The organism is Rhodococcus sp. 14-2483-1-2 (assembly GCF_002259405.1).
Classification (GTDB): domain Bacteria; phylum Actinomycetota; class Actinomycetes; order Mycobacteriales; family Mycobacteriaceae; genus Rhodococcoides.
In genome coordinates this window covers 156,771-178,754 of sequence record NZ_NPFW01000004.1, presented here as the reverse complement: position 1 = coordinate 178,754, position 21,984 = coordinate 156,771, and the positions used below count along the sequence as shown (strand labels likewise).

General features: G+C 64.5%; 20 protein-coding genes. 10 read left to right on the top strand and 10 right to left on the bottom strand.

The features are described from left to right. Positions 1-9 precede the first annotated feature (9 nt). From CH295_RS03450 to CH295_RS03430, 5 genes are all read right to left on the bottom strand, one after another. Positions 10-1,209, bottom strand: coding sequence for an ABC transporter permease (locus CH295_RS03450; RefSeq protein ID WP_094739793.1), 1,200 nt, complete (start codon positions 1,207-1,209; stop codon positions 10-12). Continuing rightward, the gene (locus tag CH295_RS03445; protein WP_094739792.1) at positions 1,206-2,099 is read right to left on the bottom strand and encodes an ABC transporter ATP-binding protein; all 894 of its coding nucleotides are present in this window, start codon (positions 2,097-2,099) and stop codon (positions 1,206-1,208) included. The genes CH295_RS03450 and CH295_RS03445 overlap by 4 nt, the downstream gene beginning before the upstream one ends. Positions 2,100-2,115: 16 nt before the next feature. Next, positions 2,116-2,667: a hypothetical protein gene (locus tag CH295_RS03440; protein ID WP_037191775.1), complete on the bottom strand. Its 552-nt coding sequence runs from the start codon at positions 2,665-2,667 to the stop codon at positions 2,116-2,118. After that, a complete protein-coding gene (locus CH295_RS03435) occupies positions 2,664-2,936 on the bottom strand; it encodes a helix-turn-helix transcriptional regulator (protein WP_008719231.1) in 273 nt (90 codons plus the stop codon). The genes CH295_RS03440 and CH295_RS03435 overlap by 4 nt, the downstream gene beginning before the upstream one ends. Positions 2,937-3,000: 64 nt before the next feature. Continuing rightward, complete coding sequence (locus CH295_RS03430; RefSeq protein ID WP_094739791.1) at positions 3,001-3,456, bottom strand: MarR family winged helix-turn-helix transcriptional regulator; 456 nt, start codon at positions 3,454-3,456, stop codon at positions 3,001-3,003. Between the two features lie 84 nt (positions 3,457-3,540). Between CH295_RS03430 and CH295_RS03425 the strand changes: the two genes are divergently transcribed. Next, positions 3,541-4,368 (top strand): alpha/beta fold hydrolase, encoded by an 828-nt coding sequence (locus tag CH295_RS03425; RefSeq protein ID WP_094739790.1) that lies wholly within the window; start codon positions 3,541-3,543, stop codon positions 4,366-4,368. 58 nt (positions 4,369-4,426) lie between these two features. On the opposite strand, the gene CH295_RS03420 is transcribed toward CH295_RS03425, so the two are convergent. Then, the gene (locus CH295_RS03420) at positions 4,427-6,058 is read right to left on the bottom strand and encodes an ABC-F family ATP-binding cassette domain-containing protein (RefSeq protein ID WP_094739789.1); all 1,632 of its coding nucleotides are present in this window, start codon (positions 6,056-6,058) and stop codon (positions 4,427-4,429) included. Positions 6,059-6,112: 54 nt separating this feature from the next. On the opposite strand from CH295_RS03420, the gene CH295_RS03415 reads away from it, so the two are divergent. Next, positions 6,113-6,961 (top strand): aldo/keto reductase, encoded by an 849-nt coding sequence (locus CH295_RS03415; protein ID WP_094739788.1) that lies wholly within the window; start codon positions 6,113-6,115, stop codon positions 6,959-6,961. 41 nt (positions 6,962-7,002) lie between these two features. Continuing rightward, positions 7,003-7,824 (top strand): uroporphyrinogen-III synthase, encoded by an 822-nt coding sequence (locus CH295_RS03410; RefSeq protein WP_094739787.1) that lies wholly within the window; start codon positions 7,003-7,005, stop codon positions 7,822-7,824. Here the strand turns inward: CH295_RS03410 and CH295_RS03405 are convergent. Then, positions 7,821-8,888, bottom strand: coding sequence for a flavin-containing monooxygenase (locus CH295_RS03405; RefSeq protein ID WP_094739786.1), 1,068 nt, complete (start codon positions 8,886-8,888; stop codon positions 7,821-7,823). The two genes, CH295_RS03410 and CH295_RS03405, sit on opposite strands and share 4 nt — an antisense overlap. A 62-nt stretch (positions 8,889-8,950) precedes the next feature. Here CH295_RS03405 and CH295_RS03400 point away from each other — a divergent pair, with 62 nt between their 5' ends. The 3 genes from CH295_RS03400 to CH295_RS03390 all read left to right on the top strand — a co-directional run bounded on the left by CH295_RS03400 (position 8,951) and on the right by CH295_RS03390 (position 11,880). Continuing rightward, positions 8,951-9,682 (top strand): enoyl-CoA hydratase, encoded by a 732-nt coding sequence (locus CH295_RS03400; protein ID WP_037191787.1) that lies wholly within the window; start codon positions 8,951-8,953, stop codon positions 9,680-9,682. Further along, complete coding sequence (locus CH295_RS03395) at positions 9,679-11,013, top strand: ammonium transporter (RefSeq protein WP_094739785.1); 1,335 nt, start codon at positions 9,679-9,681, stop codon at positions 11,011-11,013. Before CH295_RS03400 ends, CH295_RS03395 begins: the two co-directional genes overlap by 4 nt. Before the next feature lie 192 nt (positions 11,014-11,205). Further along, positions 11,206-11,880, top strand: coding sequence for a DUF8020 domain-containing protein (locus CH295_RS03390; RefSeq protein ID WP_037191791.1), 675 nt, complete (start codon positions 11,206-11,208; stop codon positions 11,878-11,880). Between the two features lie 69 nt (positions 11,881-11,949). On the opposite strand, the gene CH295_RS03385 is transcribed toward CH295_RS03390, so the two are convergent. Then, positions 11,950-12,909 (bottom strand): alpha/beta fold hydrolase, encoded by a 960-nt coding sequence (locus CH295_RS03385; RefSeq protein ID WP_094739813.1) that lies wholly within the window; start codon positions 12,907-12,909, stop codon positions 11,950-11,952. Between the two features lie 201 nt (positions 12,910-13,110). Here CH295_RS03385 and shbA point away from each other — a divergent pair, with 201 nt between their 5' ends. After that, the gene (shbA, locus tag CH295_RS03380; protein ID WP_094739784.1) at positions 13,111-13,692 is read left to right on the top strand and encodes an RNA polymerase sigma factor ShbA; all 582 of its coding nucleotides are present in this window, start codon (positions 13,111-13,113) and stop codon (positions 13,690-13,692) included. 115 nt (positions 13,693-13,807) lie between these two features. Beyond that, positions 13,808-15,454, top strand: a complete 1,647-nt coding sequence (locus CH295_RS03375) for a purine-cytosine permease family protein (RefSeq protein WP_094739783.1) — start codon at positions 13,808-13,810, stop codon at positions 15,452-15,454. 62 nt (positions 15,455-15,516) lie between these two features. Here the strand turns inward: CH295_RS03375 and CH295_RS03370 are convergent, their stop codons facing one another. After that, complete coding sequence (locus CH295_RS03370) at positions 15,517-16,320, bottom strand: crotonase/enoyl-CoA hydratase family protein (RefSeq protein WP_094739812.1); 804 nt, start codon at positions 16,318-16,320, stop codon at positions 15,517-15,519. 93 nt (positions 16,321-16,413) lie between these two features. Further along, positions 16,414-18,351: a molecular chaperone HtpG gene (gene htpG / locus CH295_RS03365; RefSeq protein ID WP_094739782.1), complete on the bottom strand. Its 1,938-nt coding sequence runs from the start codon at positions 18,349-18,351 to the stop codon at positions 16,414-16,416. A 94-nt stretch (positions 18,352-18,445) separates the two neighbouring features. On the opposite strand from htpG, the gene CH295_RS03360 reads away from it, so the two are divergent. Continuing rightward, the gene (locus tag CH295_RS03360; RefSeq protein ID WP_082323719.1) at positions 18,446-19,561 is read left to right on the top strand and encodes an MBL fold metallo-hydrolase; all 1,116 of its coding nucleotides are present in this window, start codon (positions 18,446-18,448) and stop codon (positions 19,559-19,561) included. 24 nt (positions 19,562-19,585) lie between these two features. Beyond that, the gene (locus tag CH295_RS03355; RefSeq protein WP_094739781.1) at positions 19,586-21,982 is read left to right on the top strand and encodes an HAD-IC family P-type ATPase; all 2,397 of its coding nucleotides are present in this window, start codon (positions 19,586-19,588) and stop codon (positions 21,980-21,982) included. The last annotated feature ends 2 nt before the right edge of the window (positions 21,983-21,984 follow it).

Below are 21,984 nucleotides of genomic sequence, written 5' to 3'. Positions count from 1 at the left end.
GGAAGAACCCTAGCGAGAAAACGCTTCCTTCCACGAGACGGTCTTGCCGATCCGAAGAATGGAGCGCTGGTAGATCTTCGCCGCGCCCATGGCCAGGATTACGGTGGTGACCACCATCAGGACTGCCGAACCGACGATCTGTACTGGCGATGCGACTCCAGCCGCGATGCGCAGCGGCATCATGATTGCGGAGAACGGAGGAATCCAGCTGAGTGTGTTGCTCAACGTGCCCTCCGGGTCACTCAGGGAAGACGACGCGGCGAAGAACATCGCCAGGATCAAGATCAACAGCGGCATGGTGGTCGAGTTGACGTCCTCCTGCCGCGAGACCATCGATCCGCCTGCTGCATAGAGCACCGCGAAGAAGGCGAAACCGAGAACGAACCAGAAGAGAGTTCCAGCGAACACGCTCACCGCTGCCCCGGTGATCGTCAGCGTTCCCGTACCCAATCCTGCGCCCACACCGGCTATTCCGTACAGGGCAAGCTGCAGGATGCCGACCGCACCGATGCCGAGGATCTTTCCCCACAGCAATTGCAGGGGGCGGACGGTGGAGAGCAGCAGTTCGACCACGCGCGAGGACTTTTCCTCGACGACACCCATCGCGACGTACATCCCGAAACCGATGATCTGTGCGTAGAGCAGGAACACAGAGCCTGCAGCCAACGCAGTTCGCTGACCGGCTTCGGGGTCCGGCGGATCGATCGCGTCGACGGTGACCGTTGCGGCACTTGTCGCTGCCGCCAGCTCGTTCTGGTCCACACCCTGTTGCGCCAGTGCAGTATTGGTGGCCTGCGTTGCGACACTGCCTTCGACGACGGCGCGCAACGTGCCGGTCAGATCGGACTCGGTGACAGCGGTGTACGCACCCGCAGTTCCGTCCGGAACCAACGCCACGTCGAGATCTCCCGATTCGACGCCGCTGCGTGCGGCCGCCGCGTCGGCAACCTCGCGCACCTCGACCGGAGATCCGACGGCGTCGCCGGTTGCTTCCACCACGGCCGCGATGGACTGGTCTCCGGCGATGCCGACGACGTCACGCTCTTCGTCACCGCTGCCGGAGAAGATCGAGAACGCGATGATGCCGCCGACGATGACGGCCAGGATGATCACGTTGCTGATGACGAAGCTCTTCTTCATCACCTGAACGGTGAACTCGCGCTTGGCGATCAGTGAGACCGCGCTGAAGGAATTCAGTTGTGAGCTCATGCCACTACCGCCTCTCGGAACAGGTCGCTCAGGGAAGGTTTCTGGATGGAGAATTCGTGTACCGGACCGGTTGCCAGTGCGGCCCGCAGGATCTCCTGATCGTCGGCCCCGGGTGCCAGGCCGAGGACGGTGACGCCGTCACCCTGTTCGAGTGTGCTCACCCCGGCGATGCCCGACGCCCATCCGGGGGCAGCGTTCGGTGCATGGACGCGCAGTTGCGCATCTCCCGAACCGCGTAGCTCGTCGACGGTTCCGACGGCCTTCATCGAGCCGGCGGCGATGATGCCGACGCGGTCGCACAGGCGCTGCACCAGGTCGAGTTGGTGGCTCGAGAACACCACCGGCACTCCGGCAGCGGCCTTTTCGCGCAGCACCTCGCTCATCACGTCGACGGCGATGGGGTCGAGACCGGAGAACGGCTCGTCCAGTACCAGCACTGCGGGGTCGTGCACCAGCGCGGCCGCCAACTGGACGCGCTGCTGGTTACCCAGGCTCAATGCGTCGACGGTGTCGTTGACGCGCTGATCGATTCCGAGACGTTCGGTCCAGCGAATCACCGCTGCCTTGGCGTCCTTGGACGACAGTCCGTGCAGCTCCGCCATGTACGCAAGTTGCGGACCGACTTTCATCTTCGGATACAGGCCACGCTCCTCGGGCATGTAGCCGATGGTGCGGCGGACGTCGAGGTCGACGGGCTTGCCGCCCAACAGAACCTGGCCGGAATCTGCCGACAGAACTCCCAGCGCGATGCGCATCGTGGTGGTCTTGCCCGCGCCGTTGCTGCCGACGAAGCCGAACAGCTCGCCCGGCCGGACGTCGAAGCTGAGGTTGTCCAGGGCGATCTTGTCGCCGTATCTCTTGGAGACTGAGTCGATCGTGAGGGTGCTCATGGTGCCCTTTCGGTCGTTACTTCGGGTCGAAATCTTCGGTGTCTTCGAGTTCGGGGTCGGGGGTGATCCACGCGAGAACGACGGCCGGTGCGCATCCGCCGGCCAGCAGAGCAGCGAGCGTCCACAACGCTCCGGCGTACGCCAGGTTCTCGTTGTCGTACGTTCCCGACAGCACGATCAGGACCAGAACTGCCACCATCACCAGGGCCTGAGTGACGGTGAGGCCGATCGAGCGGGCTTCGTTGCGCTGCTGTACTTCCCACTCGTCGAGTGCGCCCACCGGTGCATCGCTGTGGCGACGTGACACTGTCTGCAACATCGTCCACGTGACGAGAAACATCACGGTGGCAGGGACCCATGCGATCGGTGCCCACCGGGAGAACAGTGACCACACGGCGATCACCAACAAAGTGAGCAAGGACGCCATCACGAAGACGGCGAGAATGCGACGACGCTCTTGGGTGCGCCAGTTCGGAAGCCAGTGACGGGTTTTCGCGTCGTGCTCCAGGAATCGTCGAGTTCGATACGCCTGGTAGCGGGTGAGGAGGTCGGAGCTGGGTGTGGTCATCGATCCTTCTCCCTTCGGAAGAGTTCGGCGGAGAGTGGTCCGAGTTCGGTACGCGAGAACACTGCTTCGATCGGCAGATCGAAGACGTCGCAGATGCGCATCGCGAGGTCGAGGCTCGGGTAGTGGTCGCCCCGCTCGAGGGCTCCCACCGTCTGGGGGTTCACTTCGACGAGTTCGGCCAGTTGCGCGCGGCTCATCTTCCGTTCTGCCCGCAGAACACCCACCCTGTTGTAGATCGGGAGCGCGGTACCGCGCTTGATGGGGCTCATGACAATGAAGTGTTGTATAAACCCAACGATGTGTCAACCGTTAATAACGATTTTGTTGATGCGCCTACAGGGATTGTTGTTCCCGAGCTGCCACGACCACCGCATGCATGGTCGTCAGAAATTCGTCGATCGTCGCCCGCTGCTCTGGTGTGAAGCGTGCGAGCTCGTCGACGGCCCGACCGATGACGGGGCCGAAGAACGTCGTGCCGAGTTCGGCTGCGTGTGCAGTGACCCGTAGCAGTACCCGCCGTCGATCGTCTGGGTCGGGTTCACGTGATACCAACTGTCGCTTGGCCATTCGATCGATCAGAGCCGTGACCGACGCGGATTCCAGGCCCAGCTGTCCGCCGAGCCAGCCGGGTGTGGCACGCGTTCCGGCTCGGTCCGCATCCAGTAGGCAGATCAGCGCGCGGATGTCTGTCGGGTGAAGTGAGTGCTTCTGGGCGAAGTCTGCGCCGAGGAGATCGAGCTCGACGGTCAGTGCTCGCAACTGATGCACGGCGGCGACAGGTTCGGTCATGTGCTGATCCCTCGGGAGATGCTGGACGATTGGTCTCTCCATTGTCTACTATCTCGATCATCGAGAGAATTGAGGGTTGCAGAGATGCTGGACGAATTCTTCTCCGCCTACGACCGGGTGCTGCAGAAGTGGCCGACGGATACCCAAGCCATCGACGTGAACACGGTGCACGGCACCACGCGAATCAACGCCTGCGGACTCGTCGACGGCCCGGCGCTGGTGCTGCTCCCTGGGGCGGGTGCCACGTCCACCGTGTGGTTCGCCAACGTCGAGGCGCTCTCGCAGCGGTATCGGGTGTACGCGGTCGACCTCATGGGTGACGTCGGGCGCAGCGTCCCCGGACAGCAGTCCATCGACTCGGTGGACGAGCTGCTGAACTGGGTGACGGCGGTGCTGGACGAGCTGAAGCTGCCCACCGCGGCACTCTGCGGACATTCCTACGGCGCGATGATCGCCCTGGCGTACGCCCTGCGGAACGCGACCCGAGTCGATGCACTCACGCTACTCGACCCCAATGCTTGCTTCGGTTCCATGAGTCCGCGATACCTGCTTCATGCCCTTCCGATACTGCTGTCTCCCAACGAGACACGGCAGCGACGCTTCGTAGGGTGGGAGACCGATGGCCTGGAACTGGATTCCGACTGGCTCGACGTCCTCGCGCTCGGAGCCGCACATTTCCCGACGGCGAAGACCATCGTCCCGAAACGGCCGAAGCCTGCTGCGTTCGAGGGCTTCAATGTGCGCACAACCGTGGTCCTGGCGGGGAAAGGGAAGGTACACAACGCATCCAAGATCGAAGCGGCAGTCCGAGCCGTATTACCTGACGCGCGAATCGCAATACTCGACGGAGCCACGCACCACACGCTGCCGATGCATCCGGCCGCCGAAATGAACGAAATACTGCTGAGCTGACGTGAATCGGGTGCAGCTGACCGCGCTCACCGCGGTCAGCTGCACCCGATTCGCGTGACTACAGTTCCGACAACTGCCCGTCGGTCATCGTCCAGTGCCGAGTGCTGCGGACCGTGTCGAGCATTCTGCGGTCGTGTGTCACCAGCAGCAGCGTGCCCTCGAAGTTCTCCATGGCCCGTTCGAGTTGTTCGATGGCAGGCAGATCGAGGTGGTTGGTCGGCTCGTCGAGTACCAGCAGGTTGACTCCGCGGGCCTGCAGCAGGGCGAGTGCCGCGCGGGTTCGCTCACCGGGCGAGAGAGACGACGCCGGCCGCAGTGCGTCGTCGCCGCGCAGGCCGAACTTGGCCAGCAGGGTGCGGACCTCGGCGTCGGGCCACTCGGGAACCGCTGCGCTCAGGGCGTCGGACACTGTGCCCTCGCCGACGAAATATGCTCGTGCCTGGTCGATTTCACCGATCGCCACGCCCGAACCCAGCGCGGCCGTGCCCTCGTCCGGGTCCAAGCGGCCCAGGAGTACCGACAGCAACGTCGTCTTGCCGGAACCGTTGGGCCCCGTGATCAGAATTCGATCGCCCCACTCGATCTGCGTCGTCACCGGGCCGAACGTGAATCCGGAGCGCCGCACGACGGCCCCGCCCAGCACCGAGACAACGGTGCCGCTACGGGGAGCCGCCGCAATCTCCATTCGCAGCTCCCATTCCTTGCGGGGTTCCTCGACCACCTCGAGGCGCTCGATGCGCCGCTGGGTCTGACGGGCTTTCGCCGCTTGTTTCTCGGTGGACTCGGCGCGGGTCTTGCGGGCGATCTTGTCGTTGTCGGTGGCCTTGCGCCGCGCATTGCGTACCCCGGACTCCATCCAGTTTCGCTGCATCTGCGCGCGAGACTCCAACGCGGACTTGGTGTCTGCGAACTCGTCGTACTTCTCCCGCGCATGCTGGCGCGCAATCTCGCGTTCCGCCAGATACGACTGATAGCTGCCGTCGTACACATCGATGCGACGCTGCGCCCGATCGAGCTCGACGACTCCCGTCACCGTCCGCGCCAGAAACTCTCGATCGTGACTGACGACGACGATCGCCGCCCGCGTCGCGACGACGAACTGCTCCAGTTGCTCGAGGCCCGCCAGATCGAGATCGTTGGTCGGCTCGTCGAGCAGCAGGATGTCGTAGCGAGCGAGCAGAATCGCGGCGAGCCCTGCGCGGGCAGCCTGCCCACCGGACAGCGCCGTCATCAGCGCAGATCCGTCGACATCCAGACCGAGATCCGCCAGCACCTTCGCCGTGCGCTCCGCCAGATCCGCGCCGCCGAGCGCAAGCCACTTCTCCAGTGCCGGGGTGTAGAGGTCCTCGTCACTCGAGCCCAACGCCTCGGCGGCTGCGTTCATGGAGGCTTCGGCATCGGTCACCCCGGTCCGTCGACCGAGAAAGTCCAGCACCGTCTCCCCGGCAATGCGCTCGGGTTCCTGTGCCAGGTAGCCGACCGTGGCGTCGGGCGGGCTGGTGTAGATCTCACCCTCGTGATCGGCCGTCCCCACCCCCGCGAGCAACGTCAACAACGTCGACTTACCTGCACCGTTGGCCCCGACGAGCCCGATCACATCACCCTCGGTCACCGTCAGATCCAGGCCGGAGAACAGGGTTCGATCGCCGTGAAAAGCGGCGAGATCATCGATACGAAGCGTTGCGGTCACACCGAAACACTAAGGGGCGGGAACAACACCACCCCACCCACCGTTGCCATTCGTATGACGTATTCAGCCGAGACCAGTACTGTACCGACCATCGTGCTCAACGACGGCACGTCCATTCCCCAGCTGGGGTTCGGAGTGTGGCAGGTGCCCGACGACGGTGCCCAGGCCGCCGTGACCGAGGCATTGAAGGTCGGCTACCGCAGCATCGACACCGCCAAGGTGTACGAGAACGAAACCGGCACCGGCCGGGCCATCGCAGACTCCGGCATTGCCCGTGACGAGCTGTTCGTCACCACCAAGTTGTGGAACGACGACCAGGGCTACGACTCCACGTTGGCGGCGTTCGACGCGAGCATGGATCGCCTCGGACTCGAGTACCTCGACCTGTACCTCATTCACTGGCAGCAGCTCGACCGTGACAAGTACATCGACACGTTCAAGGCTTTCCAGAAGCTCAAGGCGGATGGCCGCATCGGCTCCATCGGCGTCTCCAACTTCACCATCCCCACCCTCGAGAAGCTGATGGACGCCGTCGGTGAGGTGCCGTCGGTCAATCAAATCGAACTGCATCCGCGCTTCATCCAGGAAGAGCTGCGTGCCTTCCACACCTCGAAGGGCATCGCCACCGAGGCCTGGAGCCCGCTGGGCTCGGGCACCGTTCTGGACGAGCCGGCCTTCGCGCCCATTGCCGAGGCGCACGGAGTCACCCCGGCCCAGGTGATCCTGCGCTGGCACATCCAGCTCGGCAACGTGGTGATCCCCAAGTCGGTGACCCCGAAGCGCATCGCCAGCAACTTCGACGTGTTCGGATTCGAGCTCAGCAACGACGAGATTCAGCAGATCAACGCGCTGGACTCCGCAGACGGCCGCACCGGCCCGGACCCGGACAAGTTCAGCAGCTGACCTGTCACGTTCCAGGCACGTCGGGGGCCTAGTCTGTACTCATGTCCGATTCGCTCGCAGGCAAGACCGTTGCCCTCACCGCCGAGCGACGTGCAGACGAATTGGCCACCATGCTCGAACGCCGCGGCGCGAACATCGTTCACGCCGCGGCGATTCACGTTCTGCCCCTGATCGACGACTCGGAGTTGAAGTCCGCCACCGAGGGCATCGTCGAACGCCCGCCGCAGATCGTGGTGATCAGCACCGGCATCGGTTTCCGGGGCTGGCTCGACGCGGCCGCCGACTGGGGCATCCGTGATGATCTCGTTGCGGCTCTTGGGCATTCGCGGATCATTGCCCGAGGGCCCAAGGCGCGCGGTGCCATTCGTGGTGCAGGGTTACGAGACGAGTGGTCTCCGGCCACCGAGGCTTCGCAGGAAGTCTCCGATCATCTCGAGGCCGAAGGTGTTGTCGGCGCGGACATCGCGGTTCAGCTGCACGGGGTGATCACCGAATGGGAACCGACGATCCACTTGAGCGATGCACTGATCGAACTCGGGGCACACGTGCGGCCGGTTCCGGTGTATCGGTGGATCCGCCCCGTGGATCAGGCTCCGCTCATCGACCTGCTGTCGCAGATCATCGAGCATCGGGTCGACGCGGTCACGTTCACCAGCGCCCCCGCGGTGGCGTCCTTGCTCTCGACGGCGAAGGACAACGGCCTGCTCGACGCCTTCCTCGACGCACTTCGCGGCCCTGTCGCCGCGATCTGCGTCGGGCCGGTGACGTCGGCGCCGTTGGATGCGTTGGGCGTTCCGACCTCGATGCCGAGCCGGGCGCGATTGGGCGCGCTGGCGAAGTTCGTGGCCGAGGAGCTCGGTTAATCCAGAGTTTCGAGTAGTTCGGTCACCGCGGCTCGCCCGGCTCGGTTCGCTCCGATCGTGCTGGCGGACGGCCCGTAGCCGAGCAGGTGGACGCGATGGTTCGCGGCGACTCGGGTGGTCAGCCTGCCGTCCATCACGATTCCGCCTCCGTGTCCCCGCAGGCGCAGCGGCGCGAGGTGGTCGAGGGCGCTCCGAAAACCGGTGGCCCACAGGATCACATCGGCGTGCTGACTCGACCCGTCCTCCCAGACCACCGAATCTTCCGTGATGGACGAGAACATCGGCTTCCGGTCGAGCGCGCCGCGTTTCTGGGCGGCCGCCAACGACGGCGTCAGCAGCAGCCCGGTCACCGAGACGACCGAACCGGGTGGCAGGCCGGCCCGCACACGTTCTTCGACCATTGCGACGGCCTTGCGGCCGGCATCGTGGTCGAACTCGCTGTCCCGAAACACCGGTGGTCGGCGCGTCACCCAGGTCGTGGACGTGACCTGCGAGATCTCGTCGAGCAGCTGGACGGCCGAGATGCCGCCGCCCACCACGACGACGTGCTTGCCGGCGAACTCGTCGGCGGTTCGATAGTCCTTGGTGTGCACTTGCCTGCCTGCGAACGTCTCGGCACCGTCGTAGTGCGGAACGAACGGCTTCTCCCATGTCCCGGTCGCATTGATCAGCCCCTCGGCCATGACGACGGTCTCGCCTGCCTCGACCCGGAACCGGGGTTCACGATCGCACACGACGGTCACCGTGACGGGGCGTCGAACATGCAGTTCGAAGCGGTCCTCGTAGGCGCGGTAGTAGCGGGGGACGGCGTCGGCGGCTGCGATGGTCTCGGCAGGCTCGTCGCCGAGGGTGTCGGTGAACGCCATTCCTGGCAGGTCGTGCACGCCGTTGACGGTGCTCAGCGTCAGCGAGGGCCAGCGGAACTGCCACGCACCACCCGGTCCGGGCGATCGGTCCAGCATCACGAACCCCTCACCGGCGGTCAGGCCCGCACGATGGAGGTGATAGCCGGCCGAGAGTCCGGCTTGGCCGGCGCCGATGACGGCGACCCGAGTGTCGATCATGCAGACCAGTAGATCAGGCCCCGCACTGTCAATTCCTGTACTGGTGGGTAACCTCTGCTCTCGTGATCGGACTCTCTCGTGACGGCGACGTCGTCACCATCGAACTGCAGCGCCCGGATCGACGGAACGCGTTGAACTCCGAGTTGTGCCTCGCGGTGCATCGCGGAGTCGAACAGGCCGAGCGTGACGGCGCGCGGGTCGTGGTCATCACCGGCCAGGGCACCAGCTTCTGCGCGGGCGCGGATCTGACGGGGGACGCGTTCCCCGAGCATTTCGGACAGATCCTCGAGGACATGCTGACCGCGGTGGAGGCGGCCTCGATTCCTGTGGTCGCGGCGGTCAACGGCCCGGCCGTAGGGGCCGGCACTCAGTTGGCGATCGCCTGCGATCTGCGGGTCGTTGCGCCGGGCAGCTTCTTCGAGATTCCGTCGACGCGCCTCGGTATCGCGGTGAGCAACTGGACCATCCGGCGATTGGCTGCGCTCGCGGGCGGGGGAGTGGCGCGCACCATCCTGCTGGGCGGGGAGCGGGTGCACGCAGATCAGGCGTACACGTGCGGGCTGGCCAACAAGCTCGGTGATCGCGATGTCGCGACGCAGTGGGCGAAATCGATCTGCGAGCTCGCTCCGTTGGCGCTGAAGCACCTCAAGCTCGTGTTCAACGACGACAGGATTCACGATCATCCGACGCCGGAGCAGGCCGCAGCGTTCGAGGCCGCGTGGAGCAGTGAGGACATGAAAGAAGCGCGCCGCGCACGAGCAGAGAAGCGCAAGCCGAAGTTCGTGGGCAAGTGATCACCGGAGCGCCCGATGCGGGCGACACCGCCTGGCTGATGGCCAGCACCGCGCTGGTGTTGCTCATGACTCCCGGCCTCGCGTTCTTCTACGGCGGCATGGTGCGCTCGAAGAGTGTGCTCAACATGATGATGATGAGCTTGTCGGCGATCGCAGTGGTGTGGTTGCTGTGGTTGGCGTTCGGTTTCTCGATGGTGTTCGGCGACAGCGTGATCGGTGGGTGGATCGGGAACCCGTTGCAGTACGCCGGGTTCGAGGGATTGCTGGGTGGGGTGTACACCTCGGCCGCAGGGACGGTGTCGATTCCGTTGGTGGGAACCGTTCCGGCGCTGGTGTTCGCGGCGTTCCAGGCGGGCTTCGCGATGGTGACGGTGGCATTGATCTCCGGGGCCGTCGCAGACCGCATGCGGTTCGTACCCTGGGTGCTGTTCGCGGCGCTGTGGTCCACTCTCGTGTATTTCCCGGTGGCGCACTGGGTGTTCTCGCTCGACGGCCTCACCAGTGAGTTCGGTGGGTGGATCACCAACCGGCTCGGTGCCGTCGACTTCGCCGGTGGCACCGCGGTGGAGATCAACGCAGGCGTCGCCGGGCTGGTGTTGGCTCTGGTCGTCGGCAAACGTCGGGGCTGGCCGCGAGATCCCATGCGCCCACACAACCTTCCGGCCGTCATGCTCGGAGCCGGATTGCTGTGGTTCGGCTGGTTCGGTTTCAACGCGGGATCGTCGTTGGCCGCGGACGGTGTCGCGGCGGTGGCGTTGGTGAACACGATGGGTGCCGGAGCGATGTCCATGGCGGCGTGGCTCGTCGTCGAGAAGTGGCGGGACGGCCATGCGACGTCGTTCGGCGCGGCCTCGGGCGTCGTGGCCGGACTGGTGGCCATCACACCGTCGTGCGCGGCGGTCACCCCTATCGGTGCCGCGGCGATCGGCATCGCGTCGGGTGCGCTGTGTGCTCTGGCCATCGGCCTCAAATACCGCTTCGGGTACGACGATTCGCTCGACGTCGTCGGTGTGCACCTCGTCGGTGGCATCGTCGGCACACTGATGATCGGACTCGTGGCCAGCGCCGAGATGCCGGCAGGCGTCGACGGTCTGTTGTACGGCGGCGGGCTGCATCAGCTGTGGGTGCAGGCGATCGCGGTGGTGGCGGTGTTCGCCTACTGCGCCGCCGTCACCACCGGCATCGCATTCGCGATCAAGGCGGTCATGGGAGTGCGCGCCGACGCTCAGCACGAAGCCGACGGCCTCGACGAGCACGAGCACGCCGAGTCCGCCTACGACTTCGGAGTGGGCCACGGAGGCAGCAACAAGCCTGGTCTTTTCGGTAAGTAGGGGCAACCCGTACGCGCCCTTTGGAAACCGATCGGTCGCTGAAAGTCGTTCTGTCCCTTTCGAGTCGAAATGATCGATCGTTGTTCGGATCGACCCCGTTCGTTCATCTCGGGTTCGCCTCACTCGCGTGTTCCACCCATAGTTTTTCGCTGCTCGGCATCGAGTGATGGACACGACGAAAGACTGAGGAACATGAAGCTGACTCGATTCGCGGCAACGTCCGCATTGGTCATTGCAGCGATGACGACCGCCATGGGCACCGCCTATGCGGATCCGGCACCGGCTCCCGCCGCTGCCGTCGGGTGGAATGTCACCCAGGCCGGCAACCAGGTCCTCGTCGACACGACGGCCGGCACCCTGAGCAACGAAGACAACCACCTCGTGGTTCGTGACGCCACTGGCGCACTGGTCGACTCGGTTCCGCTGGCCATTGCCGCCGACGGATTCTCGCACCCCGTCGCCGCCGTGATCGACGGCAACCACGCCACCCTGACCGCCGATGTCTCGCCTGCCGCGGCAACGCCGGTCTCCGCCTCACTCCCGGGTCTGCAGCAGGTCGACCTGCCCGCCGCAGTCTCCGGCGTCAAGGACAACATCAGCCTCTCTGCATCGATCGGTGGATTCCTCGGAGCCGCAACCGGTCTGGTCACCGGTTGCTTCCTCGGAGCCATCGCTGCCGGCACCGTCTCCGCGCCTGCACTGCTGCTCTTCGGCGCTGCACCGGTTGCCGGATGCGTCGGCGGCGCACTGCTTCTCGGCTCGGGTGCCTCGCTCGCCGGTACCGCCATCGGCGGTCTCGGTGCCATTGCCGGCAACGCAGGGCAGTTCATTCAGCTCCTCAATGCTCCCCCCGCCGTCAAGAAGTAATTCGCTTTCAGTGCTGTGGCCCGCATCGGATTTCCGTTGCGGGCCACAGTCGTCGGAAGGTTCTCGTGGCTAGCGAGCCAACGCAAGATCTCCCACGTGAGCACGTCGAGCGGCCGTCACGAGTTCTACGATGGCCTCGGCCACCTCGTGGGCCCGTTCCAGAATCACCATGTGCCCGGCCTGCGCGACGCGCACCAGGTGAGCGTCGGGTAGGTGTGCGGCAAGGGTTTCCGAGTGTCGCATCGGTGTCATCACGTCGTCGGATCCGCAGAGCACGAGGGTGGGAATCGAGGCGAGAGCGGCCAGGCCGGCCACCTCGTCGAGTCCTCGGAACGCCCCGAGGAAGCCGGCCATCGTCACGATGGACGTCTCGCCCAGCATCGCCGTCGCCAGCGTCACCACCCTCGGATCGACTTTTCGGGATCCGCATCCCGCTGTCCTGACGATGGGTGCACACACGCCACGACTGAGTCGCTTGGCACCCGACATCAGTCGAGGGGCTCGTCGCACAGCGGCCTGGAATGCCGACACCGCGGGATGCGCGAGACAACTACCGAGTCCGTCGTCGGTTATCCCACCCGCCGACGTCGCGATCAAACCGACTCCGATCAGGCGCGTGCCGATGGCCTCCGGGTTCTGACGGGCGTAGGACAGCGCCGTCATTCCCCCCATCGAATGGCCGACGACGACGAACGGTCCGGACGGGACCACCGCGCGGATGACGTCGGCCAGGTCCTCGCCGAGTCGGTCGATGGTGCAACTGTCCGGGGCGGCCGCGCTCGACTCACCGTGTCCGCGGTGGTCGTACATCACGATCCGCACATCGTCTCCCCAGGTGTGCTCCACCTGTCGACGCAGTTCGGTCCACGACTGCATGCGCAGGCAGTGTCCGTGCACGAACACCGCGGTCAGCGGCGCATTCGGATGCCCGAACTCGCGAACCGCCAGCGCGGTGCCGTCGCCGGCAGCGACGGTGCTGCGGCGACCGACCTGATGGGTCTGCTCGCTGGTGATCTCGTTGGTACTCATGGGCGGCGCTCCGCGGGTGTGAGTGTCACGTGCTGCGACGACGGTGTTGTCGGGTACTTCGCTCCGTCGACACGCCGTGTTACCTGAATCACACATTTCGGTCGGTGTGGTAGCTGCTCGGACCAAGCCGGTTGGGAATCGGCACCGAAGTACTGGTGAGCGTTCAGGAGAGGACGCGCGTTGCCAGTGAGGAGATCGACCATGAGCTTCGGCATGGACAGGCTCGAGGATGTTGTGCCCCGAGCCGTAGCGGGAGATCGACTCGCTCTCGAACAGGTGCTGGTGCTGATCCAGCCACCGGTTCGTCGATACTGCGCCTCCCGGATCGGAAATCTCGACGTCGCCGCGGACGATGTGGTGCAGGAGGTCTGCCTCGCACTGGTCACCGCCATCCCCAAGTACCGCGACATGGGCAAGCCCTTCATGGCGTTCGTGTACGGGATCGCCGCGCACAAGCTGGCCGACGCCGGTCGCAAATCGGTTCTGCGACAGACGTTCTCGATAGACGAGATGCCCGAGGAGCAGTCCACCGATGCCGGGCCGGAGCAGCTCGCGCTCGGCGACGAACTGCGTAGCCACACCCAGGCCTTGATGGACACCCTGCCGACGAAGTACCGCAAGATCATCCTGATGCGAGTCGTGTGGGGCATGACGGCACCGCAAACCGGCGAAGCACTCGGAATGACGGCAGGAGCCGTGAGAGTCGCCCAGCACCGGGCGATGAACATGCTTCGTGCGGAACTGTCGAACTTCTCGCTGCTGGCGGCCCGCGCAGCCGCGTGATGTAGCCGCAGAAGCGGGGCATTCGGTCCGTAATGTCCTGATCGTCGGAGTGAGTAACAGTAGCTACATCTTTCCAAGACACCCCGGCAACGTGGCGGTTCTACGTTACTGACCCATGACCGCCGTACAACCAGCGCCGACAGACACCGCGCTCAAAGAGACGCTAGAGGACTACACGCTGCGCTTCGCGCCGCGTAGCTACCGCAAGTGGGGAACCGGCGTCGTCGCGACGTCCGCGCTCGGCGGCATCGCGTACCTCGCGGACTTCGCGATCGGTGCCAACATCGGAATCTCCTACGGAACCGGCAACGCACTCTGGGGCATCCTGGTGTTCGCCGTGGTGATCTTCCTGACGGGACTCCCGCTCGCCTACTACGCCGCCCGCTACAACATCGATCTCGACCTGATCACGCGCGGTAGCGGATTCGGCTACTACGGGTCGGTGGTCACCAACGTCATCTTCGCGACGTTCACGTTCATCTTCTTCGCGCTCGAGGGTTCGATCATGGCGCAGGGACTCGAACTCGGACTGGGCATCCCGTTGCCCATCGGGTACGCGGTGTCCACGATCATGGTGATCCCGCTGGTCATCTACGGCATGAAAGCCCTTGCCAAGCTGCAGGTCTGGACCACGCCGCTGTGGCTGGTGCTGATGGTGCTGCCGTTCGTCTATCTGGTGATCAGCAATCCCGATTCGGTCGGGGAGTTCTTCGCCTACGGCGGCCAGGACGGTGCCGACGGCAAGGGCGTCAACATCGGGTCGGTGATGCTCGCAGCCGGCGTGTGTCTGTCGCTCATCGCGCAGATCGCCGAGCAGATCGACTACCTGCGCTTCATGCCACCCAAGACACCCGATAACTCCCGACGCTGGTGGACGGCAGTGCTTCTCGCCGGGCCGGGCTGGGTCATCTTCGGCGCGCTCAAGCAGGTCGTCGGCCTGTTCCTCGCCGTCTACCTCATTGCCAACGTCGTCGACGGATCCACCATCGCCAACGAGCCGGTGCACCAGTTCCTGGAGATCTACGAGAACTTCATGCCGGGCTGGCTCGCCATGACCCTCGCGGTGATCCTGGTAGTCATCAGCCAGATCAAGATCAACGTCACCAACGCCTACTCCGGATCGCTGGCGTGGACCAACTCCTACACCCGCCTCACCAAGACGTACCCGGGCCGCATGGTCTTCGTGCTGTTCAACCTCGCGATCGCGCTGATCCTGATGGAAGCCAACATGTTCAGCTTCCTCAATGACATCCTCGGTTTCTACGCCAACTGCGGTATCGCATGGATCGCCGTGGTGGCGTCGGACATCGTCTTCAACAAGTACATCCTCAAGCTCTCGCCCAAGGTTCCCGAGTTCCGACGCGGCATGCTCTACAACATCAATCCGGTGGGCTTCGGGTCGATGGCGGCGTCGGCGATCCTGTCGATTCTGGTCTTCTTCGGTGCATTCGGATCGACGATCAAGCCGTACTCGCCGATCGTGGCTCTCGTTCTCGCACTTGTTCTTCCGCCCATCCTGGCGGTGGCGACCAAGGGCAGGTACTACCTGCGACGCACCGACGACGGCATCGATCTGCCGATGTTCGACGAGCACGGAAACCCGTCCGACGCGCTCGTCATGTGCCACGTCAGCGGAATGGAATTCGAGCGACCCGACATGATCGCGTCCAACGTGCCCGGGCCGAACGGGGAGAAGCAGTACATCAGTTCACTGTCGCTGAGTACCGACAAGACGGGGGAGCACATCCTGCCCGAGCAGTAGGCGACTTCGTCGCAGGTGAGTGGAAACTCGTAGTGGGCCCGAGTTTCCACTCACCTGGCGAGTCAGCGTCCTCGGAACTCGGGATCGCGACGCTCGAGCATCGCGTTCACAGCCTCGGAATGATCCTCGGTGTGGTGTGCGATGGCCTGATAGGCAGCGGAGAGTTCGAGCAAGGATTCCAGACTCTGCTGCTGGCCCTCGCGCAACAACTTCTTCGTCATACGCAGTACCTGCGGTGGGTTGGCCGCCACACGCCGAGCCAGTGTGTGGGCAGCGTCGAGCAGGTCTTCGGGCTCGACGACCCGAGAGACCAAGCCCCATTCCAATGCCGTAGCGGCGTCGATGGCCTCGCCGGTGAAAGCCATCTCGCTCGCCCGTGCCATGCCGATGGCCCGGGGGAGCAGCCAGGCCCCACCGTCTCCGGGAATGATGCCCACCTTGGCGAAACTCTCGGAGAATGTCGCAGTGGTCGAGGCGATTCGAAGATCGCACATCAATGCCAGATCGCAGCCGGCTCCGATAGCTGGGCCATTGACCGCGGCGATTGTGGGAATCTCGCAGTGATACAACGCCTTCGGGATTCGTTGAATGCCGTGGCGGTAGCCCTGCCGCAACTCGGCCGGGCTACCACCGAACATTCCCTGCTTGTCCCGCATGTGCTTGACGTTCCCGCCCGACGAGAATGCCGAACCGGCACCGGTCAGGATGGCAACCCTGATCGATGGATCCCCGTTCGCGTCGGCGATCGCGGCCTCGAGAGCGTCGATGGTCTCCATCTCGGAGATGGGATTACGGGCCTGGGGGTTGTTCAACGTCCAGGCGACGATGTCCCCGGTTCGCTCGATCAGCAGTGGTGCGTCGGTCATGGCGGGAGGGTCCTCCATCTTCTCGTGCAGCTCGGGTCGTGAGTGGAACCTCGTAGCAGGCTACGAGGTTCCACTCACATACGGCGAAGCCGCTCAGATGGTGCGCGTCAACCGATCCGCCAGCAATCGGGAGAACTTCGCCGGGTCCTTGAGCTCGGTGCCTTCGGCCAACAAGGCCGTCGCGTAGAGCAATTCGGCAGTCTCGGCGAGGTGCGGATCGTCGCTGCGATCCTCGCGGGCCTTCTTCAATCCCGTCACCAGATCGTGGGTGGGGTTGAGTTCGAGGATGCGCTTGGAGGTCGGCACGAACTGTCCCGACGCCTTGTACATCTTCTCGAGCTGCGGGGAGAAGCTGAACTCGTCGCCGACGACGCAGGCCGGTGATGTCGTCAGGCGCGTCGACAGGCGCACCTCCTTGACGTCCTCACCGAGGGTCTCGGTCAGCCACGTGAGCAGGTCGGCGAACTCCTTGTCCTGCTCCTCGCGCTTGGCCTCGGACTCCTTCTTCTCCTCTTCGGTGTCGAGGTCCACCTCGCCCTTGGCGATGGACTGGAACGACTTTCCGTCGAATTCGGTGACGTTGCCGACCCACACCTCGTCGACCGAGTCGGTGAGCAGCAGCACCTCGAGCCCGCGAGCCTTGAAGGCCTCCATGTGCGGCGAGCTCTCGATCTGCTGACGGGATTCGCCCGTCATGTAGTAGATCTGCTGCTGGCCGTCCTTCATCCGGTCCACGTACTCGGCGAGGGTGGTGACGCCCTCCTCGGAGTCGGTGGACGCGAACGACGCGATGCCCAGCAGGGTTTCGCGGTTGTCACTGTCGGAGATCAGGCCCTCCTTGAGGACCGTGCCGAACTGCGACCACAGTGTCTTGTACTTGTCGGGCTGCTCGCTCTGCAGTTCCTTGACCGTCGAGAGCACCTTCTTGGTCAGGCGTCGACGGATCGCGCGGATCTGCCGGTCCTGCTGCAGGATCTCGCGAGAGACGTTGAGCGAGAGGTCCGCTGCGTCGACGACACCCTTGACGAAGCGCAGGTACTCGGGCAGCAGTTCCTGCGAGTCGTCCATGATGAACACGCGCTTGACGTACAGGTGCACGCCGGCCTTGCTCTCGCGCATGAACAGGTCGAACGGTGCCTGCGACGGAATGAACAGCAGCGCTTGGTATTCGAAGGTGCCCTCGGCCTTGAACGGGATGACCTCGAGCGGCTCGTCCCAGGCGTGGCTGACGTGCTTGTAGAACTCCTTGTACTCCTCCTCGGACACCTCGTCCTTGGAGCGGGTCCAGAGCGCCTTCTGCGAGTTGATCGTTTCCGTCTCGATCGTGACCGTGTCCTCGCCGACATCGCCATTCTCATCAGCTGGGCTCTTGACGCGCTTCTCGACGTCGATGCGAATGGGCCAGGCGATGAAGTCGGAATACTTCTTGACCAGTTCCTTGATCTTGCGCTCGGACGCGTAGTCGTGGAGGTGATCCTCCTCGTCGGCGGGCTTGAGAGCCAGCGTCACCGAGGAGCCCTGCGGGGCGTCCTCGACGTCGGTGATCTCGTAGGTGCCCTCGCCGGCGGACTCCCACTTGGTGGCCGTGCTCTCGCCGGCCTTACGGGTGAGCAGCGTGACCTTCTCGGCCACCATGAACGTGGAGTAGAAGCCGATGCCGAACTGGCCGATCAGCTCCTCGGAAGCCGCTGCGTCCTTGGCCTCCTTGAGTTTCTTGCGAACCTCCGCGGTGCCGGACTTGGCCAGCGTGCCGATCAGGTCGATGACCTCGGCGCGCGACATGCCGATGCCGTTGTCGCGGATGGTCAGCGTGCGGGCCGCAGCGTCGATGTCGATCTCGATGTGCAGATCCGAGACGTCGACGTCCAGGTCCTTGTTGCGGTACGACTCCAGGCGCAGCTTGTCCAGCGCGTCCGAGGAGTTGGAGATCAGTTCACGGAGAAAGCTGTCCTTGTTGGAGTAGATGGAGTGCACCATCAGATCCAGGAGCTGACGCGTCTCCGCCTGGAATTCGAGCTGTTCGGTACTCAATGTCTCCCCTTCTAGCAGCAAAACCGACGCGAATATTCTACGGCAAGGCTACGGGTGAGCTGCGAAGACGTCGACGCCGCCTACTGTGGTGGCCGTGACGAAGACGAAGTTCGTTCTGGGAGCCACGGCAGCATTGAGCGGGGCATGGTTGGCGCGTGCGCTGTGGGGTCTGCCGTCGGCCATCGGTGCCAGACGCGTGCACATCACCCCCTACGCCGCCGCGTCTCCGCGCTACCGCGATCGCCGGTTCCACAACTCCGACCCCAGTTCCAGCTACGTACCGGGGCGGGGCGAGAAGGGACAGCAGAACATGTTCGTCTCGCTCGTCACCGAACGCGGCAAGGGCAGGCCGCAGCGTCCGATTCCGTTGGCACCGCCGATCGCGCCGGTGGACGCGGGCGAGCTGGCCGTCACCTGGTACGGCCATTCGAGTGTGCTCATCGAGGTCGACGGCTATCGGGTCCTCGCCGATCCGGTGTGGAGCAATCGCGTCTCGCCGTCGTCGGTGGTGGGGCCCGCGCGCCTGCATCCGACGCCGGTCGAGCTGACCGATCTGCCGAAGGTCGACGCCATCGTCATCTCCCACGACCATTACGACCACCTGGACAAGGCGACGGTGCAGAAGCTGGCGAGCACACAGTCGGCCCCGTTCGTCGTGCCGCTCGGCATCGGTGCGCACCTGCGCAAGTGGCGGGTGCCCGACGATCGCATCATCGAGCTGGACTGGGACGAGCAGACGAACCTCGGCGGCCTCACCGTCACCTGCACCGAGGCTCGGCACTTCTCCGGTCGCGGCCTGACCCGGGACTCGACGCAGTGGGCATCCTGGGCGTTCGCCGGTCCGGTTCGACGCGTCTTCTTCGGCGGCGACACCGGCTACACACCGAAGTTCGCCGAGATCGGCAGCAACTACGGCCCCTTCGACCTGACGCTGCTGCCCGTCGGGGCCTACGACGTCCGGTGGCCGGACATCCACATGAATCCCGAGGAAGCGGTCACGGCGCACATCGATCTGACGGCGTCGGGCATCTTCGTCCCGATTCACTGGGCCACGTTCAATCTCGCCTTCCACCCCTGGTCCGAGCCGATCGTGCGCCTGCACGCCGCTGCGCAGGACGTCGGAGTTCAGGTGGCGGTGCCGATGCCGGGGCAGCGAATCGACGGCACGCGAACGCTGCACGACGATCGTTGGTGGGCTCGGCTGGGCTGACCGGACCGGGTTTAAGCTGCACGCATGTCTATCGAGGCCGATGCGCAGCGGGATACCGGGCTGACCGAGGCGGATGTCGCCAGGCTCAGGGCCGAGGGAAAGTCGAACGACGTTCCGGCCCGCGCTTCTCGGTCGGTTCGCGACATCGTCCGCGGCAACGTGTTCACCCGAATCAACGCCATTCTCGGTGTGTTGTTGATCATCGTGCTCTCCACGGGCTCGGTGATCGACGGCATGTTCGGGCTGCTGATCGTGGCGAACAGCGGCATCGGCATCGTGCAGGAGATCCGCGCGAAGCGCACGCTGGATCGACTGGCCATCGTCGGGCAGAACAAACCCCAGGTACGACGCGAGGGCACCTCGAAGCAGATCCCGCCCGACGAGGTCGTGCTCGGTGACATCGTCGAACTGGGCCCAGGCGATCAGATCGTCGTCGACGGTGAAGTGATCGAGACCGCAAGCCTCGAGATCGACGAGTCGTTGCTCACCGGTGAGGCCGACACGGTGCACAAACTTCTGGCAGCGCAGGTACTTTCGGGCAGTTTTGTCGTCTCGGGCAGCGGTGCGTATCGCGCGACGAAGGTCGGGCGCGACGCCTATGCCGCCAAGCTTGCCGAGGAGGCCAGCAAGTTCACGCTGGTCAAGTCCGAACTGCGTAGCGGTATCGACAAGATCCTCAAATTCATTACGTACCTGATGATTCCGGCCGGCGCACTGATCATCTACAACCAATTGTTCTCCAGCGGTCAGGCTTTGAAGCCGGCTCTCAACGGCATGGTCGCGGCCCTGGTGCCGATGGTCCCCGAGGGTTTGGTGTTGATGACCTCGATCGCGTTCGCGGTGGGCGTCATCAGGCTCGGTCAACGGCAGTGCCTGGTGCAGGAGCTGCCTGCGATCGAGGGCCTCGCCCGCGTCGACGTGGTGTGCGCCGACAAGACCGGCACCCTCACCGAGAACGGTATGCGGCTGTCCGAGTTGGTGCTGATCGACGAGCATGATTCCGATTCCGTCACAGCGGCTCTTGCGTCCCTGGCCCACGACGATCCGCGGCCGAACGCGAGTGTGCAGGCCGTCGGCGAGGCGTATCCGGACGCGCCGGGGTGGGTGCAGACGGCCGTGGCCCCGTTCTCCTCGGCCAAGAAGTGGAGCGGCCTGTCGTACGGCGAGCACGGAAACTGGCTCCTCGGTGCTCCGGACGTCCTGCTCGACGCCTCCTCCGACATCGCTCGTCGCGCCGAATCCACAGGTTCGAGAGGGCTGCGGGTATTGCTGCTTGCCAGCACTGACATCTCCGTCGACGATCCGGATGCGCCCGGTGTCGTCACCCCGCGAGCGCTGGTGGTTCTCGAGCAGAAGGTACGCGAGGATGCCCGAGACACGCTGGAGTACTTCGCAAGCCAGCACGTGCAGGTCAAGGTCATCTCCGGCGACAATGCCGTCTCGGTCGGCGCAGTCGCGGGATCGCTCGGCCTGCCCGGCGGCGACGCCCCGATCGATGCGCGTGAGCTGCCCGAGGACTCCGAGAAGCTGGCCGACACTCTGGCGACCTCCACCACGTTCGGCCGCGTCCGGCCCGATCAGAAGCGGGCGATGGTGGGCGCGTTGCAATCTCGCGGCCACACGGTCGCGATGACCGGCGACGGCGTCAACGACGTGCTCGCGCTCAAGGACGCCGACATCGGTGTGTCGATGGGTTCGGGGAGCGCAGCCACGCGAGCCGTCGCTCAGATCGTGTTGTTGGACAACAAGTTCGCCACGCTTCCCTACGTCGTGGGGGAGGGGCGACGTGTCATCGGCAACATCGAACGCGTCTCCAATCTGTTCCTCACCAAGACGGTGTACTCGGTGCTGCTGGCGTTCCTCATCGGGCTCTCGGGCGTGCTGTCGCAGATCTTTCACTTCGAGCCGATTCCGTATCCGTTCCTGCCCCGGCACGTGACGATCGCGGCGTGGTTCACCATCGGAATCCCCGCTTTCGTTCTCTCGCTCGCACCCAACAACGAGCGGGCCCGCAGTGGATTCGTCTCGCGGGTGATGCGACTGGCGGTTCCGTCCGGTTTGATCGTCGGCTCGTGCACGTTCGTGTCCTACCTGCTGGTCTATGCAGGCCCGAACGCCACCGAGACTCAGGTGACACAGGCCAGTACCACCGCGCTGATCACCTTGATCATGATCGCGCTGTGGGTGTTGGCCGTCGTCGCGCGGCCCTACAACTGGTGGAAGATTCTTCTTCTCGGTGGATCGGTCGGTGGCTATCTGCTGTTGTTCGCGATCCCGTTCTGCCGCACCTTCTTCAAGCTCGATCCGTCGAACGTCGGAGCCACCACCAGTGCGTTGATCATCGGTGGCGTCGGTATCGCGCTCGTCGAGGTGTCGAACAGGATCGGCACTGCGCTACGCAATCGGCAGAACAAAACGTAGGC

What these genes read in the sequence shown, in the direction of transcription:
- CH295_RS03450 (WP_094739793.1), bottom strand. Translation starts at nt 1,209, where the DNA reads ATGAGCTCACAACTGAATTCCTTCAGCGCGGTCTCACTGATCGCCAAG.
- CH295_RS03445 (WP_094739792.1), bottom strand. Translation starts at nt 2,099, where the DNA reads ATGAGCACCCTCACGATCGACTCAGTCTCCAAGAGATACGGCGACAAG.
- CH295_RS03440 (WP_037191775.1), bottom strand. Translation starts at nt 2,667, where the DNA reads ATGACCACACCCAGCTCCGACCTCCTCACCCGCTACCAGGCGTATCGA.
- CH295_RS03435 (WP_008719231.1), bottom strand. Translation starts at nt 2,936, where the DNA reads ATGAGCCCCATCAAGCGCGGTACCGCGCTCCCGATCTACAACAGGGTG.
- CH295_RS03430 (WP_094739791.1), bottom strand. Translation starts at nt 3,456, where the DNA reads ATGACCGAACCTGTCGCCGCCGTGCATCAGTTGCGAGCACTGACCGTC.
- CH295_RS03425 (WP_094739790.1), top strand. Translation starts at nt 3,541, where the DNA reads ATGCTGGACGAATTCTTCTCCGCCTACGACCGGGTGCTGCAGAAGTGG.
- CH295_RS03415 (WP_094739788.1), top strand. Translation starts at nt 6,113, where the DNA reads ATGACGTATTCAGCCGAGACCAGTACTGTACCGACCATCGTGCTCAAC.
- CH295_RS03410 (WP_094739787.1), top strand. Translation starts at nt 7,003, where the DNA reads ATGTCCGATTCGCTCGCAGGCAAGACCGTTGCCCTCACCGCCGAGCGA.
- CH295_RS03405 (WP_094739786.1), bottom strand. Translation starts at nt 8,888, where the DNA reads ATGATCGACACTCGGGTCGCCGTCATCGGCGCCGGCCAAGCCGGACTC.
- CH295_RS03390 (WP_037191791.1), top strand. Translation starts at nt 11,206, where the DNA reads ATGAAGCTGACTCGATTCGCGGCAACGTCCGCATTGGTCATTGCAGCG.
- CH295_RS03385 (WP_094739813.1), bottom strand. Translation starts at nt 12,909, where the DNA reads ATGAGTACCAACGAGATCACCAGCGAGCAGACCCATCAGGTCGGTCGC.
- shbA (WP_094739784.1), top strand. Translation starts at nt 13,111, where the DNA reads ATGAGCTTCGGCATGGACAGGCTCGAGGATGTTGTGCCCCGAGCCGTA.
- CH295_RS03375 (WP_094739783.1), top strand. Translation starts at nt 13,808, where the DNA reads ATGACCGCCGTACAACCAGCGCCGACAGACACCGCGCTCAAAGAGACG.
- CH295_RS03370 (WP_094739812.1), bottom strand. Translation starts at nt 16,320, where the DNA reads ATGACCGACGCACCACTGCTGATCGAGCGAACCGGGGACATCGTCGCC.
- CH295_RS03355 (WP_094739781.1), top strand. Translation starts at nt 19,586, where the DNA reads ATGTCTATCGAGGCCGATGCGCAGCGGGATACCGGGCTGACCGAGGCG.